The 20,768-nt window shown below is 59.9% G+C and carries 18 protein-coding genes and 5 pseudogenes; 17 read left to right on the forward strand and 6 right to left on the reverse strand.

Annotated features, from left to right (window positions below):
• Positions 1–5 precede the first annotated feature (5 nt).
• From AC0L39_RS12935 to AC0L39_RS12950, 4 genes and pseudogenes are all read left to right on the forward strand, one after another.
• Positions 6–683: pseudogene (locus tag AC0L39_RS12935) on the forward strand (VC_2705 family sodium/solute symporter); the annotation flags it as partial.
• 88 nt (positions 684–771) lie between these two features.
• Positions 772–858 (forward strand): annotated as a pseudogene (locus AC0L39_RS12940) (hypothetical protein); the annotation flags it as partial.
• Positions 859–1,423: 565 nt separating this feature from the next.
• Positions 1,424–1,486, forward strand: a pseudogene (locus AC0L39_RS12945) (hypothetical protein); the annotation flags it as partial.
• Positions 1,487–1,534: 48 nt separating this feature from the next.
• Positions 1,535–1,783 (forward strand): hypothetical protein, encoded by a 249-nt coding sequence (locus AC0L39_RS12950; RefSeq protein ID WP_473262485.1) that lies wholly within the window; start codon positions 1,535–1,537, stop codon positions 1,781–1,783.
• 220 nt (positions 1,784–2,003) lie between these two features.
• On the opposite strand, the gene AC0L39_RS12955 is transcribed toward AC0L39_RS12950, so the two are convergent.
• Positions 2,004–2,663, reverse strand: a complete 660-nt coding sequence (locus AC0L39_RS12955) for an OmpW/AlkL family protein (protein WP_473258447.1) — start codon at positions 2,661–2,663, stop codon at positions 2,004–2,006.
• Positions 2,664–2,847: 184 nt separating this feature from the next.
• On the opposite strand from AC0L39_RS12955, the gene AC0L39_RS12960 reads away from it, so the two are divergent.
• The 13 genes and pseudogenes from AC0L39_RS12960 to AC0L39_RS13020 all read left to right on the forward strand — a co-directional run bounded on the left by AC0L39_RS12960 (position 2,848) and on the right by AC0L39_RS13020 (position 16,387).
• Positions 2,848–3,636: a helix-turn-helix domain-containing protein gene (locus AC0L39_RS12960; RefSeq protein WP_473258449.1), complete on the forward strand. Its 789-nt coding sequence runs from the start codon at positions 2,848–2,850 to the stop codon at positions 3,634–3,636.
• Positions 3,636–5,291, forward strand: coding sequence for a cytochrome-c oxidase, cbb3-type subunit I (ccoN, locus tag AC0L39_RS12965; RefSeq protein WP_473258451.1), 1,656 nt, complete (start codon positions 3,636–3,638; stop codon positions 5,289–5,291). The genes AC0L39_RS12960 and ccoN overlap by 1 nt, the downstream gene beginning before the upstream one ends.
• A 23-nt stretch (positions 5,292–5,314) precedes the next feature.
• Positions 5,315–6,061, forward strand: a pseudogene (ccoO, locus tag AC0L39_RS12970) (cytochrome-c oxidase, cbb3-type subunit II); the annotation flags it as partial.
• A gap of 58 nt (positions 6,062–6,119) precedes the next feature.
• Positions 6,120–6,230: a CcoQ/FixQ family Cbb3-type cytochrome c oxidase assembly chaperone gene (locus AC0L39_RS12975; protein WP_473258453.1), complete on the forward strand. Its 111-nt coding sequence runs from the start codon at positions 6,120–6,122 to the stop codon at positions 6,228–6,230.
• Positions 6,220–7,167, forward strand: coding sequence for a cytochrome-c oxidase, cbb3-type subunit III (ccoP, locus tag AC0L39_RS12980; protein ID WP_473258455.1), 948 nt, complete (start codon positions 6,220–6,222; stop codon positions 7,165–7,167). Before AC0L39_RS12975 ends, ccoP begins: the two co-directional genes overlap by 11 nt.
• Positions 7,154–8,729: pseudogene (gene ccoG, locus AC0L39_RS12985) on the forward strand (cytochrome c oxidase accessory protein CcoG). Before ccoP ends, ccoG begins: the two are co-directional and overlap by 14 nt.
• The gene (locus AC0L39_RS12990; protein ID WP_473258456.1) at positions 8,726–9,178 is read left to right on the forward strand and encodes a FixH family protein; all 453 of its coding nucleotides are present in this window, start codon (positions 8,726–8,728) and stop codon (positions 9,176–9,178) included. The pseudogene ccoG and the gene AC0L39_RS12990 overlap by 4 nt, the downstream one beginning before the upstream one ends.
• Complete coding sequence (locus AC0L39_RS12995; protein WP_473258458.1) at positions 9,175–11,310, forward strand: heavy metal translocating P-type ATPase; 2,136 nt, start codon at positions 9,175–9,177, stop codon at positions 11,308–11,310. The genes AC0L39_RS12990 and AC0L39_RS12995 overlap by 4 nt, the downstream gene beginning before the upstream one ends.
• Positions 11,307–11,465: a cbb3-type cytochrome oxidase assembly protein CcoS gene (gene ccoS, locus AC0L39_RS13000; RefSeq protein ID WP_473258459.1), complete on the forward strand. Its 159-nt coding sequence runs from the start codon at positions 11,307–11,309 to the stop codon at positions 11,463–11,465. The genes AC0L39_RS12995 and ccoS overlap by 4 nt, the downstream gene beginning before the upstream one ends.
• A gap of 238 nt (positions 11,466–11,703) precedes the next feature.
• Entirely contained in the window at positions 11,704–13,014 is a 1,311-nt protein-coding gene (gene hemN, locus AC0L39_RS13005; RefSeq protein WP_473258461.1) for an oxygen-independent coproporphyrinogen III oxidase, read from the forward strand.
• Between the two features lie 693 nt (positions 13,015–13,707).
• Positions 13,708–14,463, forward strand: coding sequence for a LuxR C-terminal-related transcriptional regulator (locus AC0L39_RS13010; protein ID WP_473258463.1), 756 nt, complete (start codon positions 13,708–13,710; stop codon positions 14,461–14,463).
• Positions 14,464–14,649: 186 nt separating this feature from the next.
• Positions 14,650–15,951: a UDP-glucose dehydrogenase family protein gene (locus AC0L39_RS13015; RefSeq protein WP_473262387.1), complete on the forward strand. Its 1,302-nt coding sequence runs from the start codon at positions 14,650–14,652 to the stop codon at positions 15,949–15,951.
• A 28-nt stretch (positions 15,952–15,979) separates the two neighbouring features.
• On the forward strand, positions 15,980–16,387 hold the full coding sequence (locus AC0L39_RS13020) for a GtrA family protein (protein WP_473258464.1): 408 nt from the start codon (positions 15,980–15,982) through the stop codon (positions 16,385–16,387).
• Here AC0L39_RS13020 and AC0L39_RS13025 read toward each other — a convergent pair.
• Genes AC0L39_RS13025 through AC0L39_RS13045 form a run of 5 tightly spaced genes read right to left on the reverse strand, consistent with a single transcriptional unit; the run spans position 16,324 to position 20,762 of the window.
• A complete protein-coding gene (locus tag AC0L39_RS13025; RefSeq protein ID WP_473258466.1) occupies positions 16,324–17,322 on the reverse strand; it encodes a glycosyltransferase family 2 protein in 999 nt (332 codons plus the stop codon). The two genes, AC0L39_RS13020 and AC0L39_RS13025, sit on opposite strands and share 64 nt — an antisense overlap.
• Positions 17,315–18,076 carry an NAD-dependent epimerase/dehydratase family protein gene (locus tag AC0L39_RS13030; RefSeq protein WP_473258468.1) on the reverse strand — a complete coding sequence of 254 codons (762 nt, stop codon included), beginning with the start codon at positions 18,074–18,076 and terminating at the stop codon, positions 17,315–17,317. Before AC0L39_RS13030 ends, AC0L39_RS13025 begins: the two co-directional genes overlap by 8 nt.
• Positions 17,986–18,375 (reverse strand): NAD-dependent epimerase/dehydratase family protein, encoded by a 390-nt coding sequence (locus AC0L39_RS13035; protein ID WP_473258469.1) that lies wholly within the window; start codon positions 18,373–18,375, stop codon positions 17,986–17,988. Before AC0L39_RS13035 ends, AC0L39_RS13030 begins: the two co-directional genes overlap by 91 nt.
• Entirely contained in the window at positions 18,320–19,582 is a 1,263-nt protein-coding gene (locus AC0L39_RS13040; protein WP_473258471.1) for a class I SAM-dependent methyltransferase, read from the reverse strand. Before AC0L39_RS13040 ends, AC0L39_RS13035 begins: the two co-directional genes overlap by 56 nt.
• Positions 19,575–20,762 carry an aminotransferase class I/II-fold pyridoxal phosphate-dependent enzyme gene (locus AC0L39_RS13045; protein WP_473258474.1) on the reverse strand — a complete coding sequence of 396 codons (1,188 nt, stop codon included), beginning with the start codon at positions 20,760–20,762 and terminating at the stop codon, positions 19,575–19,577. The genes AC0L39_RS13040 and AC0L39_RS13045 overlap by 8 nt, the downstream gene beginning before the upstream one ends.
• Between the last annotated feature and the right edge of the window lie 6 nt (positions 20,763–20,768).

Consider the following 20,768-nt stretch of genomic DNA (forward strand, 5'->3'; position numbering starts at 1 on the left):
CGGACGTGGACACGCAAACCCTGGTCTATATCTTCGTTGGCCTCAGCTTTGCTCTCTATATCGGGATCGCGATCTGGAGCCGCGCCGACTCGACCAAGGAATTCTATGTCGCAGGTGGGGGTGTGCACCCGGTTGTAAACGGCATGGCGACCGCAGCGGACTGGATGAGCGCTGCCAGCTTCCTGTCGATGGCAGGACTGATAGCCTTCATGGGCTATGACGCCTCTGTCTACCTGATGGGCTGGACCGGCGGCTTCGTGATGCTCGCCCTCCTGCTTGCTCCATATCTGCGCAAGTTTGGACAATTCACCGTGCCTGATTTCATCGGCACGCGCTACTATTCGAAAACGGCGCGCGTGGTGGCGGTGATCTGCCTGATTTTTATCAGCTTCACGTATATCGCCGGACAGATGCGCGGCGTTGGGATCGTGTTCTCGCAGTTCCTGCAAGTCGACATAACTACCGGCGTTATCATCGGTATGGGGATCGTGTTCATCTACGCCGTCATGGGCGGGATGAAGGGCATCACCTACACGCAGGTCGCGCAATATTGCGTTCTGATCGCCGCCTATATGGTGCCGGCATTCTTCATCAGCTTCATGTTGACGGACAATCCGCTGCCGCAGCTTGGTCTGGGGTCGGAGCTGAATGACGGGTCCGGACAATACGTCCTGCAAAAGCTGGACAACGTGCTCGTCGAGTTAGGGTTCGGGCAGTATACGGTACGGGTCGAAAAGCACGATCGACATGTTCTGCATCACGCTCGCCCTGATGGTTGGCACCGCCGGTCTGCCGCATGTCATCGTCCGCTTCTTCACCGTGCCCAAGGCATCGGATGCGCGCAAATCGGCAGGCTGGGCGCTGGTTTTCATCGCCCTACTCTACACCACGGCTCCCGCGATTGGCGCGTTCGGGATCTACAACTTCATCGATAAGACGAATGAGACCGAATACAGCGAGGCCGAAAGCTGGTTCACCAATTGGGAAGGCGCCGACCTTATCGCCTGGCAGGACAAGAATGGCGACGGGATCATGCAGTACCGTGCCGGAGAAGCCTTTGCTGGCAAGCCGGAGTTTACCGGAGAGACGGGCCCTTCGGGTGAGCGCGTCGTCGCGAACGCGCCGAACCCGGACACCGAGAACGAAGTGTATGTCGACCGCGACATCATGGTTCTTGCCAATCCGGAAATTGCCAACCTTCCCGGCTGGGTGATTGCCCTCATGGCTGCCGGCGGTCTTGCAGCGGCGCTTTCCACGGCGGCAGGGCTGCTGCTCGTGATTTCGAGTTCGGTAAGCCACGATCTGCTCAAGAGCACCTTCGCGCCCAGCATCTCGGCCAAAAGCGAATTGCTCGCGGCACGCCGGAGCGGCAACGGCGGCGATCATCGTCGCGGGCTATCTCGGTGTCTATCCTCCGGGATGGGTGGCGCAGGTTGTCGCGTTCGCTTTTGGTCTTGCCGCATCGAGCCTCTTTCCGGCGATCTTCATGGGCATCTTCTTCAAGTCGATGAACAAGGAAGGCGCAATTGCAGGGATGGTAAGCGGCCTGCTCTTCACCTTCGGATACATTCTGTATTTCAAGCTGCTTGATCCGGCGGCGAATGTGGCGGAAAACTGGCTCTTCGGGATCTCGCCCGAAGGCATCGGAGTGATCGGCATGCTGACAAACTTTGGCGTCGCCATCGCGGTTGCCAGCGTGACAGCGAAGACCCCTCTCGAAATCCGCAAGCTGGTCGATTCCATCCGCGTACCGCGCGGAGCAGGCGAAGCGCAAGTACACTGATCCGGGCTCTCCGCGCATCACAAATCGACAGGCGGCACGATCGGTCGGCGTGCAGGACGATGCGCTGGACGAGGAACCTCTTGCAACATGCCGTTCACCAAGCGCCTGGCGAACGGATTTCGGGCTTCGGCAGCGAATCCAGCAGGCGGTATCCCAATGGCAATCGGCCCCGCAGGCAGTGTGCTTGCGGAGCCGATATCACGGGGCAGGCAGCATGTGCCTAAAAGCTGTAACTGACACCCGCGCTGATGACCCAGGGATCGAGATTATGCTCGGTTTCGATCACGAGCGTATTGCCTGCAAACCATCGCGCCGTCGTGCCGATGAAATAGCGCTTTGCATCGACGCTTACGCCAAATCCATCGTCGCCGACCGGCACATCGAAGCCCGCCTGCAAGGCTAAGCCGAGCTCATCGGAAAGGTCCGTGTCGGTCACTCCAAGCGGAACGACGGCAGCGCCCGGCTTGTCGCTCAACCAGATGAAATAGGCCGGACCTGCCCCGACATAAGGCTTCACTGCGCCCATATCGAAATGCAACTTGGCCGTCACGGTCGCGGGCAGAAGCAAGGCATCCGACACCAGTTCGGTTCCCGGAGGAAAGCCCGAAACCGTATCGACATCGTGCTGCGTCGTTCCGGCAATCGTCTCGATGGAGAAATTGTCGGTTACGAAATACTCCACTGCGATAGTCGGCACGTAATTGTCGTTTGCCTTCGTATCGATCCCGGCGGGCAAGCCGACAGCGTCGACATTGACTTCGTCAATTTCGCCATCTGGCAGGACAGCGGTTGCAAAAACTTTCAGCTGCACATCCCCGGCGCGGTCCTGAGCGGCGGCTAGGAGATGCCACCAGCGCGACTGCGGCGCTCGTGACGGCAAGAATTGTCTTCATGATACCTTCCCTGGAAGCCGCAGTGGCCGCCCGATGCGACCGAGGGTTGTTGCTGCTTCGAGCGGTGAAATACCCGGCGCAAATGCATCCACGCATTGATCTCGATCAAAGACGCATCGGCATTGGCAGCGCAAAACACACCGAGTCGATGAACAAGCTTGCAGGTAGCCGATGACCGGTGTGGCATTATTCGACGTATTCATGCGCGCCGCATTCGGCGTGGAACCTGCCGCGGGTGCTGGCTTGCAATTGAAGACGATGGCTGCTGCGGCTTCACTCCAATCTCAGGATTCCGCACCACTCGATCACGATGAGGGGAAGGTCCTCTATATCGGTGCAGGCGCGACCAAGCTCGTGGCGCGCGCTTCGGATGATCGCGAGCAGATCATCGCGTTTCACTTTGGCGGGGACATATTTTCGATCCCTGCTGACGATCTGCATGCCTTCGGGGTCTCGGCGCTGCAGCCGAGCGAGTTGCTGATCTTCCCCGCCCGCGCTTTCTTCGAGTGCGCAGCGGAAGACCCGCGCATCGCAAGAGCTATGCTGGAACGTCAGCGAACCGCCCTTCACCGGTGCCGCGACAAGACGGTCGCACTCGGCCAGAAAAACGCACTTGAAAGGGTTGCGGGGTTCCTTGTCGCGATGGCCGACCGGATCGGAACCGGAGACGGCCGCCAGCGGGTTCTCGACCTGCCGATGTCGAGGCGGGACATTGCAGATTCGCTCGGCCTCACGATTGAGACGGTCAGCCGCCAACTTGGCAAACTGCGCGAGGATAGCCTGATCGAAACCCGCGGCCGGTCGCAGGTCGTCATCCGCGACATCGGGCAGATAGCTCGCCGAGCGGGGCATTTTCAGAAATCCGAAAAGTCGAGCGAGCCGGGGACCGCATTTGATCTCGATCAATGTGAGCCCGGCCATGTCCGCCTAGCGAAATCACGGACAGGAGGAAATTCGTAATGGAAAGCGTAGTGGGTCGGTCCGGCCTTTGGTTCGTGCTCATCATTCTGTCGCTCGCGGCCTTTGTCGGAGCGCAAGATCCCGGCTTTGCCGCGCACGCCCTGATTGTCGGAATCGTCGCATTCGGATTGATGATCATGACGCTCGTCAAATACGATCCGATGGCGAAGGCGCAGAGCATCTTCCGCATGCCGGAAGGACCGTCGCGTTATGATGACGACGTCATCCGCTGGGGCGTGATCGCCACGGTTTTCTGGGGGATGGCCGGGCTGTTGGCAGGGCTCGTGATCGCGCTTCAACTCGTCTTTCCCGAGCTCAATTTCGAGCCTTGGCTGAATTTCGGACGGCTTCGTCCGCTGCACACGTCTGCGGTGATCTTTGCCTTTGGCGGCAATGCCTTGCTCGCAACCAGCTTTTACGTCGTGCAGCGCACCTGCCGCACCACACTGGCCTTCCCCGGCCTCGCGCGGTTCGTGTTCTGGGGTTACCAGCTATTCATCGTGCTGGCGGCAACCGGCTACCTCCTCGGCGTCACCCAATCGAAGGAATATGCCGAGCCGGAATGGTATGTCGATTTGTGGCTGACCATTGTCTGGGTCGCCTATTTCGCGGTTTTCATCGGCACCATCGTGCGCCGCAAGGAACCGCACATTTATGTGGCCAACTGGTTCTACCTCGCCTTCATCATCACCATCGCGATGCTCCACATCGTAAACAATCTGTCGATGCCCGTGAGTTTTCTGGGATCGCGCAGCTACAGCGTTTTTGCCGGCGTGCAGGACGCGCTGACGCAGTGGTGGTACGGTCATAACGCGGTCGGTTTCTTCCTGACCGCAGGCTTCCTCGCGATGATGTACTACTTCGTGCCGAAACAGGCCGAACGCCCGGTCTATTCGTATCGGTTGTCGATCATCCACTTCTGGAGCCTGATCTTCCTCTACATCTGGGCGGGTCCGCATCACCTGCACTATACCGCCCTGCCCGACTGGGCGCAGACGCTCGGCATGGTGTTCTCGATCATGTTGTGGATGCCCAGCTGGGGCGGGATGATCAACGGCCTGATGACGCTCAACGGCGCATGGGACAAGGTCCGCACCGACCCGATCATCCGCATGATGGTGCTTAGCCTGGCGTTCTACGGGATGAGCACGTTTGAAGGCCCGATGATGAGCATCAAGGCCGTGAACAGCCTTTCGCACTACACCGACTGGACAATCGGCCACGTTCATTCCGGCGCGTTGGGGTGGAACGGCATGATTACCTTCGCCTGTATCTACTTCCTCGTGCCTCGTTTGTGGAAGCGGGAGCGGATGTATTCGCTGCGAATGATCAACTGGCACTTCTGGCTCGCGACGCTTGGCATCGTTTTCTACGCCGCCAGCATGTGGGTTGCCGGGATCACACAGGGCCTGATGTGGCGCGAGTATGACGCGAACGGCTACCTCGTGAACAGCTTCATCGACACCGTCACGGCGCTGAAACCAATGTACATGATGCGCGCCTTTGGCGGCCTGCTTTACCTCGCAGGGGCAGCAGTCCTCACCTTCAACGTCTGGATGACAATCGCCGGGCGGATGCGGGACGAAGCACCGCTCTATCAAGCCACCTATGACGCCGAAGCGGACCGTCCGCTGTCGCCGCAGCCCGCAGAATAAGGAAGCGATAAATGGCTGATCCAATGGTCAAGGAAACGGTCAAGGGCCACAAGCGCATCGAGCGCAATGTGACTCTGATGGCGGTCGCCACCCTGATTACGGTGGCGATTGGCGGATTGGTGCAGATCACCCCCCTGTTCTACCTCGACAACACGATCGAGAAGGTCGACGGGATGCGTCCCTATACCCCGCTGGAACAGGCTGGACGCGACATCTACATTCGCGAAGGTTGCTATACCTGTCACAGCCAGATGATCCGCCCGTTCCGCGACGAGGTTGAGCGCTACGGCGCATACAGCCTCGCAGCCGAAAGCATGTTCGACCATCCTTTCCAATGGGGATCGAAACGGACCGGGCCCGATCTGGCGCGCGTCGGCGGGCGCTATTCGGACGAATGGCACGTCCAGCACCTCAACGATCCGCAAAGCGTTGTGCCGCAAAGCATCATGCCCAAATACAGCTTCCTCTCGAAGACCGACCTGCACATCGCGGATGCCGGCGCAATGCTGAGCGCGCTCAGCACGGTCGGCGTGCCGTACACTGACCAGGACATCGCTCAGGCCGAAACCGACCTTTACGGACAGGCCGATCCGGATGTCGATCTCGTCGATTTCGAGGCCCGCTATCCCAAGGCGCAGGTCCGCGATTACGACGGCGACCCATCACGCGTGACAGAGATGGACGCGCTGGTCGCCTACCTGCAGATGCTCGGCGCGCTGATCGACGTGAACAGCGCGGCGGCGCAGCAGGAACTTGCCGAGGAGACCGGTACCGGTGACCGATTACGAAACCCTGCGCCAATTTGCCGACAGCTATGGTCTTTTGGCGATGGCGATCATCTTTGTGAGCCTGTGCCTTTGGCCCTTCCGCCCCGGCTCGCGCGACCAGAACCACCACGCAGCCCACTCCATCCTTGAGGATCACGAAGATGGCGAATGAAACCGGACCCGGCAAACGGATTGACGAACCCACTGGCACCGAAACCGTCGGCCATGAATGGGACGGGATCGAGGAGCTGAACACCCCGCTGCCGCGCTGGTGGCTGTGGACGTTCTACGCGACTGTGGCCTGGGGCATCGCCTACACCATATTCTATCCCGCATGGCCGATGATCGACCGCGCTACCACCGGTGTGCTCGGATGGTCGAGCCGCAGCGAACTGGCGCAGGACATGAGCGCCGCCGACCTCGCGCGGCGCGATGTCTTCGAACAGATCGCCGCAACCGATATCGCGAAACTCTCCGCCTCGCCGCAATTGCAGCAGCAGGCCATCGCGGGCGGCGCGGCGGCCTTCAAGGTGAACTGCGTGCAGTGCCACGGAGCCGGTGCAGCCGGGATCGCGGGCGGCTACCCCAATCTCAACGACGATGACTGGCTATGGGGCGGCGACCTTGAAGCAATCGAGGTGACTTTGCTTCACGGCATTCGCTGGGAGGGGTCGAACCAGACACGGCTCAGCTACATGCCCGGATTTGACGGCATCTTCGACGATGCCGAGCTGGATGCACTGGTCGGCCATGTCCTTTCGCTGAGCGGGCGTGCCGACGCCAACGCGGCTGGAGCAGCGATCTACGAGCAGAACTGCGCCGCCTGTCACCAGCCATCTGGCGAAGGCGACCGCATCCAGGGCGCGCCTGCGCTCAACGATGCGATCTGGCTCTATGGCAGCGACCCGGCGGAGATCCGCGAGCAAATCCTCTATCCCAAGCACGGCGTCATGCCCGGCTGGAAAGACCGGCTCGATCCGGCAACGATCAAGATGCTCGCGGCCTATGTTCATTCACGCGGCGGCGGCGAAGTTGCCGAGCAGCCTGATGTTCCGGACGAGGCAGAGGACACGGAAGAAACCACGGTAGCCCTCAATGGCCGACCCTGATGATCCCGATGCCAATGGTCCCGAGGATGACAAGAAGCCGCCCGGCGACTGGGGCGGCGCGCTAGATGTAGCCGAGGCCAAGCCGCTCGCCGCCACCCAGCGCCATGCGCAAGGCCAGCCGCCACCCGCCAGCGTGCCTGAAAAGCTCTACGAAAAGAGCCCGACGGTCCATAACAAGCGGATCGACGGGCCTTTCCGGCGGTTCAAGTGGGCGGTGATGATCGTGACGCTCGCCATTTATTACGGCGCGCCGTGGATCCGCTGGGATCGCGGTCCCTATGCCCCGGATCAGGCGGTGCTGATCGACCTCGCGAACCGCCGGTTCTACATGTTCGGCATCGAAATCTGGCCGCACGAGTTCTACTTTGTCGCCGGGCTGCTCATCATGGCGGGCATCGGCCTGTTCATCGTGACCAGCGCCGTGGGCCGCGCGTGGTGCGGCTATGCCTGCCCGCAAACGGTCTGGACCGACCTCTTCCAGCATGTCGACCGGTTCTTCGATGGCGACCGCAACGCGCGCGTTCGGCTCGACAAGGCACCGTGGGGAGCGTCGAAGATCGCGCGGCGCGGTGGCAAGTGGGCGGTCTACCTCCTGATCAGTTTCTGGACCGGAGGCGCGTGGATCATGTATTTCGCCGACGCACCGACACTCACCTACGAATTCTGGCGAGGAGAGGCGGCTCCGATTGCCTATGCGACGGTCGCTGTCCTGACCGCCACTACTTTCGTGCTGGGCGGGTTCATGCGCGAGCAGGTCTGCATCTATATGTGCCCGTGGCCGCGCATCCAGGCGGCGATGATGGACGAAAAATCGCTGCTGGTGACCTACAAGGATTTTCGCGGAGAACCGCGCGGCAGCCTCAAGAAATCGCAGAAAAGCCCCGGCGAATACGGTGATTGCGTCGACTGTCTGCAATGCGTGCAGGTCTGCCCGACCGGTATCGACATTCGCGAAGGGCCACAGATCGGCTGCATAACCTGTGCGCTGTGCATCGACGCCTGCGACCGTGTGATGAAAGATGTCGGAAGGCCGCGCGGTTTGATCGACTATGCGACACTGGAAGATTGCGAAGCGGAGGCCGCCGGTCAGCCTGCGCGCCCTGCCTGGCGAGCGCTGCTGCGCCCTCGCACCATTGCCTACCTCATGATATGGGACGGTATCGGCGGAGCATTGCTGTTCGCCCTCGGCATCCGCACACACACCGAGATTTCCGTCCAGCCGGACCGCAATCCGCCTTTCATGCTGCTTAAGGACGGCTCGGTTCGCAACGCCTACACGCTCAAACTGCGCAATATGGAGAGCCGCCCGCGATCCATGCAAATCGCTTTGGATGGACTTCCCGGCGCGGTGTTCTGGACCGACACTATCGTACCGCAGAGATGCCGCCCGCGCGCAGCGGGTCGAAGTTCCGCCCGATGCGACGAAGACCGTCCGGGCATATGTCCTCGCGCCTTCAGAAACTGCTGAGCAGAACTTCTCCATCCGTGTCACCTCGCTCGACGAGCAGCGCGAGACCGACAGCGGGCAGACCCTCTTCACCAGTCCGGGAGCACCGCAATGAAACGCGCATTCACAGGCCGCGACATGGCCAAGGTGATGGTTGGAGGCTTCGGCATCGTTGTCGCCGTCAATTTCCTGATGGCGACCTATGCTGTTACCGGCTTTGGCGGAGTCATCGTCGAGAACACCTATGTCGCCAGCCAGAAATTCAACGGCTGGCTTAGCGAGGCGGAGCGCAGCAAGGCGCTGGGGTGGAGTGCCGAAGTGACCCGTGATGAGACTGGACATCTCAAGGTCGCGACCGGCGGAGTGCCGGATGGCGCAATCGTGTCCGCCGAACTGCGACGACCTGTCGGGCAGCGGGACACCGCTTCGCTGATTTTTGCGCCCAGTCCGGAAGAAGCTGGCACGTACCGCTCGACCGCGGCGGTCGGATCGGGCCGCTGGATCGTTCGTCTTCGAATTGAAAGCAGCAACCTCGAATGGGCTGAAGAACGGAAAATCAGATGAACGCGCCCGCTGACATCCTGGCAGGCCAGGGCGCGAACCTCATCGACACCCGGCTGACCGCGCCAGGCATTCGCTGCGCAGGGTGCATCGGCAAGATCGAGCGCGAACTGTCTGCACTTGCCGGGGTCGAGACGGTCAGAGTCAATTTCTCGGCAAAACGTGTCGCGGTGCTGCACAATCCTGCGATTGATGAAGACCAGTTGGTCGATGCCTTGCGTGTTCTGGGATTCGAGGCGCAGCCCGCCGCCGACAATCCGCTGGGCAATGACGATGCAGAAAGCAAGAAGTTGCTGCGCGCGCTGGCTGTCGCGGGCTTCGGCATGATGAACATCATGCTGCTCTCGGTAAGCATCTGGTCGGGCGCCGAAGGGGCAACGCGCGAGCTGTTTCACTGGCTCTCCGCTCTGATCGCGCTGCCGGTGATCGCCTATTCCGGCAGGCCGTTCTTCGCCTCGGCTCTGATGGCGCTGCGTTATCGCCGGACCAACATGGATGTGCCGATCTCGATCGGCGTGCTGCTAGCAACCGGACTCAGCCTGTACGAAACCGCAACCGGCGGCGGGCATGCCTATTTCGAAAGCGCAGTCATGCTGCTGTTCTTCCTGTTGTGCGGCAGGGCGCTCGATGCATCGATGCGCACCCGCACCCGCGCCGGCATTGGCGCGCTACTGGGCAGTATGGGCAAGACCGCCAGCGTTATTGCCCCGGACGGTTCGACGGCGCGCCTGCCCGCTGACGAGCTGGAACCGGGAATGCAGGTGCTCGTCGCTGCCGGAGAGGCTCTCGCGGTCGATGGCGAAGTCCTTCAGGGCGATGGCGCGATCGACAATTCGATGCTCACTGGCGAAAGCGCGCCCGAGACTGTCAGCGCGGGAAGCATCGTCCATGCAGGAGCAATCAATCTCGGCGCGCCACTTCGGATACGGTTGACCAAGACCGCTTCTGACACGGCGATAGCTGAAATCGCGCGCCTGATGGATGAAGCGGGCCAATCGCGAAGCCGCTATGTTCGCATCGCCGACCGGGCCTCTCGTCTGTATGCGCCCGCAGTACATACACTGTCGCTGCTGGCCTTCATCGGCTGGATGATCGCAGGGGCCGGATGGCACCAATCGCTGATTATCGCGATTGCTGTCCTGATCATCACCTGCCCCTGCGCGATGGGACTCGCAGTTCCCGCCGCACAGGTCGTCGCATCCGGCGCTTTGTTGAAGCGCGGCCTGCTGGTGAAGGATGGAAGTGCGCTCGAACGACTGGCCGAATGCGACACCGCGCTGCTCGACAAGACAGGAACGCTTACCCTTGGCAAGCCGGTGCCCGGTGTTTCGGAGCTCGGCAGCGAAGAGAAGTCGGTCGCATTGGCACTTGCCCAGTCAAGCCGGCACCCCTTGAGCCAGGGCCTGACCGAAGCCTTGCAGGCTGGCGGCGTTACCCCCGCCGAACTGCGGGAAATTCGCGAAGTCGAGGGCCGGGGCGTCGTTGGCAGCTGGAACGACATGAAGGTCGCCCTTGAGCGCCCTGAGCAGACCAGCGATGCAATTTCGGTAAGCCTACGGATCGGCGACACGTCGCACTTGCTGCGCTTCGATGATGAACTAAGGCCCGATGCGAAGGCGGCGATTGCCGAGCTGCGAGCACTGGGATTGAGTGCCAGCATCCTGTCAGGAGACCGAAGCGGCGCGGTCAAGGCTGCCGCGAAGAAGCTCGGTCTTGCATCGCAGGCCGGCGCAACCCCGCAGGACAAGCTCGCGGCGCTTGAGGCGCTCAAGGCAAAGGGCAGGAAGCCATTGATGGTCGGCGACGGGCTGAATGACGGCCCCGCCCTCGCCGCCGCTCACGCCTCGATTGCGCCCGGCACTGCCAGCGATGCCAGCCAGCAGGCTGCCGATGCCGTATTTATCGGGCGCAGCCTGATGCCGGTTGCGCTGGCGGTGAAAGTTGCCCGGCGCACGATGCGCATCGTGCGGCAGAACCTCTCGTTCTCGGTCCTCTATAATGTGCTCGCAGTCCCACTGGCGCTCTTTGGGTATGTCACCCCGCTGATTGCAGCCATAGCCATGTCGATCAGCTCGCTAGTCGTCGTGGCCAATTCGCTCCGGCTTGCGCGTGTAGCCAACGCAGCAAGCGCATGACCGGGCTGACCTTCCTTATCCCGATCGCGCTCGGAATGGGGCTGCTGGGACTTGCGGTGTTTTTCTGGGCGATGAAGCACGGCCAGTTCGAAGATCTCGACGGAGCTGCGCAGCGCATCCTTATCGACGATGAAGACGAGGAGGACGAGACGTGAGCTTTTCGGGTATCCTCGCGGCGCTTTCGGTGACTTCGCTGGTTCTGGGTTCACCTGCTGAGGAAGAAGATGCGCTGATAACCACACTTTGCGGCGGCGGGACCATCTCGATTCCTATCGGCGATGATAGCGAACAAGAAGCGCCTTGCGCGGCCAAAGCGTGCCATGCGGTCAATTGCCGCAAACCATTTGATCCAGATCAACGACGCAAAGGTGACCGCCCGCCATCACGCTGAGCATGTGGACATATCATTCAGACCTGCTCGAACACGCAGTGCCGCGCTACACCAGCTACCCGACCGCCGCCGATTTCGGATCAATCGCTCCTGACAGGCTTGCCGAGGCAATCGGGTCTGCTGACGGCGATATCTCGCTGTACTTGCACATCCCTTTCTGCGAGAAAATTTGCTATTATTGCGGATGCAATACCGGCGCTTTCGGTCGGCGCCAGCGGGTCCAATCCTACCTTCGGGCCCTTCACACCGAGTTGGCGAGCGTTGCCGATCTGCTGCCCCGATCGGCGCGGGTTCGGCGCGTTGCTTTCGGCGGGGGTAGTCCGAACGCGATCCTGCCAGCCGAATTCCTCGATCTGGTCGACGCGATCACGCGCAAGTTCGCGGTTGCCGATCCCATCTGGTCGGTCGAACTCGACCCTCGTTCCATGACGCAGGCCTGGAGCGAGGCTATCGCCGATGCCGACATCACCCGTGCGAGCATGGGCGTGCAAACATTCGCGGCGCATTGCCAGAAAGCCATCGGGCGCGAACAATCCGATGCAATGATCTGCCGCAGCATCGATTGGCTTCGCGCCGCCGGGGTGAACTCGCTCAATTTCGACCTGATGTATGGCTTGCCCAAACAGACCGAAGCCGATCTTCAGGACAGCCTCGAATACACTCGCCTGCTGGGAGCAGACCGTATTGCGCTGTTTGGATACGCGCATGTGCCCGGCCTCGTACCGCGTCAGCGGATGATCGATGCGGACGCCCTTCCCGGAGCCCGGCAGAGGTTCAGAATGGCCGAGCTTGGCTACGACTACCTGACGCAAAACGGGTTCGACGCAATCGGCTTCGATCATTTCGCATTGCCAAGCGACCCGATGGCGGCTGCGATGAAGGCTGGGTCACTGCGTCGCAACTTCCAGGGCTTCACCGATGATACGGCAAACGCGCTTATCGGGCTGGGCTCCAGCGCGATCAGTGCATTTCCAGAATTGCTCGCCCAAAACGAAAAGAACAGCGACCGCTACCGGATGTTGGCATCGCAAGGACGGCTGACGGCAGCCTATGGAGCGGTGCGATCGCGGGAGGACCAACTCCGAGGTGCCGTGATCGAACAATTGCTTTGCCAAGGATCCGCGCAGCTTTCCCCGTGCCTCTTGGCGCAATCGCACAAGGATCTCGCGCCATTCCTCGAACGAGGTCTTGTAAGGCTCGAAGGTATAACCTTGTCGATCCATCGGGAGGGCATTCCCTACGCCCGCACCATCGCCTCGCTGTTCGATGGCTATCGGGCAAAGAACCAGAAAGCCTTCAGCTCGGCGATTTGAATGCTGCAATGCAGCATGACGGCACCGGTAGGAAAGTTGGTTTTGCGTTCACGAAGCTCGTGCCGAAACGTTCGGGCCACTTGCCGCGATGACATCAGCCGACTCCCGCACGCGGTATTCCGGGCTCAACCGAACCCCGAAATCGGAAAGCCAAATGTGAACATTCACAATCGAGCAATTATCTTTCTCTTTGTGAACGCTGCATTTTTTGTATATTTGCGACACATCTGACATCGAGCAAGAGCTCGATCTAGTTCGCGTCTTTTGCGCAGTCCTGAAACCATAGGCGAATACATCTCAACTCCAATCTGGACGAAGCCGGATCGAAGTCGGCGCGAACGAATCGGGATGTCGCAGCGCACAATTTGGGTCAGTGGTGGGTCTTCCAAAGCCGACAGGATGGCGCATTTCGACCCGCAATTGAGGGCGTGCCAAAATGGAGCACTCCCTTCGCGCCTACGTTAAAGTACTGAAAAATAATGCTTATGTAGGAATACGGAGTTGTCAAACCGTGGTTAACTAACTTCTGCTCACACGTTTGGGAACAACCGACTCGACATGTCCCCAAGGTAAGGATAAGATTTCCTTATCAAATTGGGGGTCTGACCATTCAGGTTAGCATTTGGTTCAGTCTTCCAATTAAAATAAAACAGGGTTCGCGTACTTCCTCAATCGCTAGCGAGGTACCCGAAAATGTTACACCAAGCTGATATCAGCGTTTCGATCGTTTGTCCCAATTCCTTGGCAAAGGAAGGCCTGAGAAGGATTCTTGCCGAAGACCAGTTCGAAGTTTGTAATTCGTTTGAAGATGCGGCTCCGCTTCTTGCAGACGACGCAAATATCGCGGATCTGGACGAGCGTGGCATAATCCTCTTCGAAACATCAGGATCCAATGTCGAGCAACAGGTGGCGGCCCTCAGGGCCAAATACCCAGAATGCAAGCTGGTGCTGCTCACCAATGCATTCGAGTTCGACACAATGATCGACGTCTTTCGTGCAGGCGCAGACGGCTACATCATCAAGGACATCGATTGCCAGTCCCTGATTGAATCGCTCAAACTCGTCGCTCTTGGCGAGAAGATCCTGCCCAGCCAGCTCATCAAGCACCTGCCACTGCGCAGCGCCATGTCGAGCGCTCCACGGACCGACGGGTCGGAAATGCTGGATTCGCTGTCGGAGCGGGAGATTGAAACTCTCCGCTGCCTGATCATGGGATACCCGAACAAGGTTATCGCTTATCGGCTCGATATCAGCGAAGCCACGGTCAAGGTGCATGTGAAGGCGATCCTTCGCAAGCTGGGCGTCCAGAACCGGACCCAGGCTGCAATCTGGGCGGTCAACCACGGCCTCGATGCGAATGCTGCATGTGCAACGCTCGCTGCGGAATCTTCCGATGACAAGTCGGACGAAGAAGAATTCGAGCCGGCACCTCTGAACGTCAACGCTTGATTTGAATTGCTCTCGGGGCGGTAGCTCCGGGAGCACCTTCGGGTGCGAAACCGCTCCCGAATTTTCCAGAAATCAGAATTGGCATGGCGATTATGACCATGCATTTCAGCTTATTGGGCAGCTTGATACCGCCCTCACCTCCGCGCAAATTCAGCATAGGATTGAACATGCGTGACGGAGGTTTTGATGCGCATCGCGATGATTGGGTCTGGCTATGTCGGATTGGTTTCGGGAAGCTGCTTTTCGGACTTTGGGCATCACGTCGCCTGCATCGACAAGGATGAGAGCAAGATCGACGCTCTCAAGGCTGGCCAGGTGCCGATCTTCGAACCCGGTCTTGAGGCCTTGATCGCCCGCAATGTTGAAGCGGGCCGCCTGACATTCGAAACCGATCTGAGCGGTCCCGCAGCCGAGGCCGACGTCATCTTCATCGCAGTAGGCACACCCTCGCGCCGCGGCGATGGGCACGCCGACATTTCCTTCGTCGAGCAGGCCGCACGTGAAATCGCCGGAGCAATCGAGGGTTTCACCGTGATCGTGAACAAATCGACCGTCCCGGTGGGAACCGGAGACATCGTCGAGCGGATCATCCGAGAAATCCGCCCAGAGGCCGACTTCGCCGTCGTGTCCAATCCGGAATTCCTGCGGGAAGGCGCAGCGATCGAGGATTTCAAGCGTCCCGACCGGATTGTCGTCGGCGGCGACGATCCCAGAGCCCTTGCCGCCATGCGCGAGGTGTACCGCCCGCTCTATCTTAACAAGGCCCCGCTGATCGAAATGAGCCGATCTTCTGCTGAACTGGCGAAATATGCCGGTAACGCATTCCTTGCGACCAAGATCGCTTTCATCAACGAAATCGCCGATCTGTGCGAGCGCGTGGATGCGGATGTGCAGGACATTGCGCGGGCAATTGGCCTCGACAACCGGATCGGCCGCAAATTCCTCAATGCCGGCCCCGGCTATGGCGGGTCGTGCTTTCCAAAGGACACGCTTGCGCTGCTCCAAACCGCCAACGATGCCGAGCGCCCGCTGCAGATCGTGGAGGCTGTGGTCTCGTCCAATGACAAGCGCAAGTTCGCCATGGGCCGCAAGATCATCCAGGCCGTCGGCGGCAATGTGTCTGGCAAGCGTATCGCGATACTAGGCCTCACCTTCAAACCCAACACGGACGATATGCGCGACAGCCCCGCCATCGCGATCATTCAGACGCTTCAGCATGGCGGAGCGAAGGTCGCCGCATACGATCCGGAGGGGACCAAACAGGCGCGCCAATGGCTCGACGACATCGAATATTGCGCATCGCCCTATGCCGCGATCGAGAATGCCGATGCTGTGGCGATCGTCACCGAGTGGGACGAATTCCGTGCTCTCGATCTTAACCAGGTCAAGGAGCGTCTGAACGACAATGTGCTCGTCGACCTGCGCAATATCTACGACCGCGAAGAGGTCGAAATGCACGGGATCAAATACATTGCGGTCGGACAATAGCGCTGTGCGCAGCGGTAGTTCGGGGTCGATGACGCGCGAGGTCGCCATGCTCGCGCGCTTTCTATTGGCCGGCGCATTCAACACGGCGATTGGATATGGCTTCATCCTTGCCGGGCTGTTCCTGGGCGCTGGCGATTATCTCGCCAACATCATCGGATTCGCGCTCGGTTTACCCATCGCCTATGCGCTCCACCGCAGCTTCACCTTTCGGGTCGAGCGCAGGGCCAGCCCAGCCGAAGCGGTCCGTTACGCACTCGCGGTGCTGATTGCATTTGCGGTCAACCTCGGCGTCGTCGCGGCGGGCCGGAGTATGGGATATGTCGAGCACCCGCTAGTCCAGCTTGCAGCGGTCTGTGTCTACGCCGCAGTGTTCTATGTCATCAGTCGGATGATGGTATTCCCCGCAGCCGAAACGGCTTCGGATCCTGGAAGTTGAGCTTTTTCTCGATGATCGGGTCGGCGTCGCTGCGCGATTGAATGAACAAGCGTACCGATATATTCGCCGAGAATGCCCATGAAAATTGCATTGATCGAGATCGACATCAGCAGCAGGATCGTCGTCGTCGCAAAGCCCGCTGGCCAATTCTGGCCCAGCAGCACGCGTCCGACAATATAGCCGAATGTGATGAGCAGGCTGAGAAACCCGATCAAGAGCCCGGCGTAGGACGCCAGCCGCAGCGGCAGCAGCGAATGGTTGAGCAGGCCGTCGACGGCGAGCGATATCATTGACTTGAGCGGAAACTTGCTTGTCCCGGCAATACGGTCCGCACGGTCATACTCGAAGCCTATCTGCGAGAATCCCATCGAGCTGATGAGCCCGCGCAGATAGGGGGTGGTATCATTCACCTTGCGCAGTTCGTTGAGGATCACGCGGTCGCACAGCCGGTACTCGCCGGCGTTGACCGGCAGATCGTCGTCGCTGATCCTGGCGATGAGCCTGTAGAAGCTTCGCCGAAGCGCGGCGACCACAAAACCATCGGCCAAGGTGCGCCTGATGCCGAAGACCACTTCGTGTCCCATCCGCCACAATTGCAGCATCTTCGGGATCAATTCGGGCGGGTCCTGGAGGTCGCTGTCGATCTGGATCGAACATTCGCCCGACGCCGCCTTGTACGCGCACAGGAGCGACCTCTGATAGCCGAAGTTGCGCGAGAAACGGATGACCTTGAGCTTGTCGTCTTTCCGCGCAAGTCGGCGCAGGATTTCGAATGTCCGGTCGGTTGAATGATTGTCCGTGACGATAATCTCGTAATCGTAATCGGGCAGGCGCTCGAAAGTCTGCACGATCGTTTCGTAGGCGCGCTCGACATTGTCCTCTTCGTTGAAGGCGGGGACGAGGACCGAGACGAGAGTCTTTTTCTGCTCAGCCATGAGCAGCCGCCGATGACGCTTCGCGGCCCGCGCCTATCTGCGCGCGCCTCGTCTTGATCAATTGCGACAATCCTTGCCTCAGCCCGATCTGGGGCGACCATGAATAGGTTTCGCGCGCGAAGCTCGGATCGCATCGTAACTCGCTGACTTCCGCGCCGGGAAGCGGCCTGCGCTGCTCGACGATGGCGGGATCGCACCGCGTCGCCGAAATCACTTCAGCGGCAACTTCGCGCATGCTCGGCGCGGTCCCGGTCGAGATGTTGACGACACCGCTATTCGCGTTGCGCGTTTCGGCAAGAGCAAGGAAGGCCGAGACCACATCGTCGACATGGATGAGATCGCGGCGGTCGTCGGGGCGTTCCACCTTGATGGGTTCGCCCAGCAAACAGGCGTCGACAAGTTTCGGTATCAAGAATGCTTCCGATTGGTTCGGCCCATAGGTCAGCGCCAGCCGTGCCGTTATCGCCGGAAAAGGCAGCGCCACTTTAAGCATGTCGAGGAAATGCGCGCCCGCGAGCATCGCCGCACCATAAGCGCTGACCGGTCTCTCGCGCTGTCTTTCGCGGTAAGGCAGAGGTGCTGATCCGTATTCGGCAATAGTGCCTGCGCGAAAGAAACCCCGAGGCGGAACCGGGAGTTCCGCGAGCGCCTGGACCAAGCCGATCAGTGGTTTGACAACCTCGTCAATCGACCGCAGAGAAGCTTCGAAATCCGGGACATTGGCTCCGCGGCTTGGGCTGGCGAGGTGAAACACGAGCTCCTAGCTCGTGCCGATTGGACGGCAGCTTCGACTGAGCGCGAATCTCCAAGATCGGCGGTATGAACCGTGATTTCGCCCTGATATGGCGCGATCCGTTCAAGCGAGGTCCCTTCCCGCACCAGGGCATGCACCTGCGCGCCTTGCTCCACCAATCGGCGGACAAGGTGAGAGCCGATGAACCCGGCAGCCCCGGTAACAAGGCAGGTGCGGCTCGTCCAATCCCAAAGCCCCCGCTGCTTACGAAACAAGTCGCGGCTTGGGGAACGGCAGGAGGAACTGTCCGCCGCGTTCACGGAATGCTTCCTGCTGCTCGTAGATCTCGTCGAAGAAATTCCATGCCAACATCAGCAAAACGTCGGGTTTCTCTTCCTCGATCGCCTCGACAGGTTTGATCGGGATACGAGTGTTCGGAGAGAACATGCCTTGTTTGAGCGGGTTCTTGTCAACGAGGAAATCGAGGTGCTCCGCACCGATCCCGTAATAGGTAATCATGGTGTTGCCGCGCGCCGACGCACCGTATCCGGCGATCGTCTTTCCCTGCGCTTTCAGATCGTCGAAGATTCGGCGGAGGTCGGCGCCATTGGCATCAAATTCGGCCTTGCGCGCATCATAGGTCGCCTGATCGAGCATTCCGCCAGCGGCCTCCTGCTTCAGCATCTCGGAAACAGTCGGTGAGACCGGGAAGGCCGCCGACTTACGCGTCATGAACACCCGGATCGAGCCGCCGTGAATACCTTTCAGGAAGGTGACGTCGCTGACTTCGAGATCGAAGGCTTCGGCCAGCTTCACCATCGACAGAATGCTGAACTCGGACACATGCTCGTGGTACATATTGTCGAATTCGGCACGCTCGAGCATCTCCTTCGCCCACGGAACTTCTATGATGAAGGTCCCGTCATCGCTGAGCAGGATGCACACGGCTTCCATGAAGTTGTGAAGGTCACCAATATGGTTGAAGGTGTTGGTCGTGGTGATGACCTTGGCCGCGCCGTGTTTATCGCGCACCTCACGGGCGGAATCCGGGTAGAAATAGTCGATATGGGTTTCGACGCCGCGCTCCGCCGCGATCTCGGCGATGTTTGCCGCCGGATCGAAGCCGAGAGTGGTGCAACCACGCGCGTTGCATGCTGCGAGGAGCAAGCCGTCATTGCTGCCGATATCGACGATCAGGCCGGTAGTCCCTGCGCGCCCGGCGATGACGCCTGCAAAGTCTTCAAAGTGGCTGTGCATCGTCGCCGCGCCCGAGGGCACGTAGAGATAATGCGTGAAGAAATCCTCCGGGATCTGGTCTGCTACCGCGATCAGGCCGCATTCCAGGCACGCCTGCGCATTGAGCGGAAAGGATGGCTGGCTGTCGCCCATGTCCTCGGCGCGAATCAGCATCTGCGCCGGAGAATGCTCACCATATTCCAGGAACAGATATGGATCGTCCGCGCCGCATGCGCGGCACTTTTCCATGGTCGAGCTGGGTATTTTCTGAGTGGATTCCGGATCAAGCATGGATAGCCTCGCTGGTGCTGGTTGCGGATTTCGACTTGGCGAATTCTTCAAAACATTCGTGCAGGTAATCGAGCTGTGCATCGTTCAGGCCGTGATGGCAGGCGAGCAAGATGCCGCCGCGCATGACCGCATCCGAAACCGGATAGCCGTCCGCGCTTGTCCGGCATTCAACGCTCTTCATCGCCGGTTGCCGCAGGATGTTGCCGGTGAAGACAACCCGCGTCTGAACATCGCGCTTCTCAAGGAATATCTGCATTTCACGGCGGGTGAACGGCGCGCCATCTTTCAGCGTCAGGGGGAATGCGAGCCAACCGGTGCGCGATTGCTCCATCTGCTTCGGCAGCACGAACCAGTCTTCATACTTGCTGAAAAACTCGAGCTGCCGTTTGAAATTGTGCTCACGCAAGGCGATGTTGTTGTCGAGCTTTCCAAGCTGGATCAGGCCGAATGCAGCGCCCATCTCTGACGGCTCGACATTGTAGCCGAGCTCCGAGAAGACGAATTTTGCATCATACTCGATGCCATCCAGTTCGATATTGAAGCGGTTCTCGATGCTCTCGGAGACTTCCGCCTCGACAAACAGCGACGATGAGCGACCCCATGATCGCAGCAGCAGGGCCTGCTCGGCGAGTTCGGGATCGGACACGCAAAGCATTCCGCCATTGCCGCCCGCATTGATAACGTGGCTGCCGTAAAAGCTGGTGGTGCTGATATGCGAGCGCGTGCCTGTGCTGGTGCCGCGCAGGGTCGCGCCGAGCGTGTCTGCGCTGTCCTCGATCACCATCAGGCCGTGCTTGTCCGCAATCTCGCGGATGCGGTCCCAATCGGGCAGGTTGCCGATCAGCGAGGGGATCATCATGGCCTTCGTCTTCGGCCCGATCATCGCCTCGATCTGTTCGACGTCGATATTGTAGGTGCCGACCTCGGCATCCACGAATGCGGGGACGAGCCCTCCGCGCACGATCGGCGCGACCGTGGTCGCAAAGGTCAGTGCAGGCGTGATCACTTCGCTGCCTTTGGGCAAGCCAAGCAATTCCATCGCCAGGTAATTGGCCGAGGATCCCGAGTTCACCATGATCCCGTGATCCTTGGCGAACAGGGCAGACACACGCTCCTGCATCTCACGCACTTTGGGGCCCATCTGGGTCGACGTGCGTAGCACCTCCACTACGGTACGCAATCTCTT

Source organism: Erythrobacter sp. K21-9 (genome assembly GCF_055808355.1).